1 protein-coding gene is annotated in these 1,034 nt (G+C 62.3%); it reads left to right on the forward strand.

The genetic code is table 11. The features are described 5' to 3' along the window. Nucleotides 1–691: hypothetical protein (locus ACWGS9_RS34925; RefSeq protein ID WP_454509444.1), on the forward strand; the 691-nt coding region annotated here is incomplete at its 5' end. Between the last annotated feature and the right edge of the window lie 343 nt (nt 692–1,034).

The following is a 1,034-nucleotide window of genomic DNA, read 5'->3' on the forward strand; positions in this document are numbered from 1 at the left end:
CGCACGAGGGGACTTCCGATCGATCATCAATCCAGGAGACATTCCGTTGAAAGTCGTCCCGCTTAAACAGCCCGCTCCACAACCGGCAGAGGCCGAAAAGGCAGCGCCGGCTGCTGCATCACATAAGGCCGATCGCGAGAAGGCGACCATGGCGAAGCACTATTCTCGCCGGAAGAAGGCCCCCCTTGTGCCGAGGCTCAAAATCGACGGCATCAAGGTAACCAACGACCATGCTGATCCGAACGTCGGGTGCGCCCTTTGGATGGAGGCGATGGGGACCTCAAGCGACGACTTCGCCGAGGGTCTAATCGGGCAGATCATTAACATCGGGAGCCAGGGAGCAAAACCGGACGAGAAAGGCTCCAACTTCGCGCTGGCTATCGTCACTGGCATCGCACCCAAAGACGAAGTCGAGGCCTTGCTTGCCTCGCAGATGGCGGCCGTTCACCTCGCAACGATGACGTTCGCCAGGCGCCTCGCCCACGTCGACAACATCGTGCAACAGGACAGCGCGGAGAAGGCATTCAACAAGCTGGCGCGTACGTTCGCTGCCCAGGTCGAAGCCCTGAAGCGATACCGGAGCAAGGGCGAGCAGCGGGTCATTGTCGAGCGAGTCACGGTCGAGCCCGGCGGGCAGGCGATCGTCGGCAATGTTGCGCATGGGGGTGGGGGCAGCGAAAATGCAGCCTAATGGTATGCAAAAGGCCCATGCAGCCCTCAGGTGCCACGCCAAGAGCAAACGGAGCGGTTTGCGATGCCAAGCGCCAGCGGTACGCGGAAAGGCCGTATGCCGCATGCATGGGGCGCGGGCCGGCGCCCCGAAGGGCAAGGCTCACGGCAGCTATCGACATGGGCGCTACTCCTGCGAGGCCATCGCGGCCCGCCGAGCCATCGCGGAACTGCTGGCAACTGCAAACGAGACAGTCGCTTCTATCTTCGGCGCCGAGCGATAGGAACCAAGTGGCAATGAACGAGCCTGTTCAGCAATCCACCAAGGGCGGACCCTCCGAGATCCGGCGAGCTGCGTCTGTTGC

This window comes from Mesorhizobium sp. Arg314, assembly GCF_053714275.1.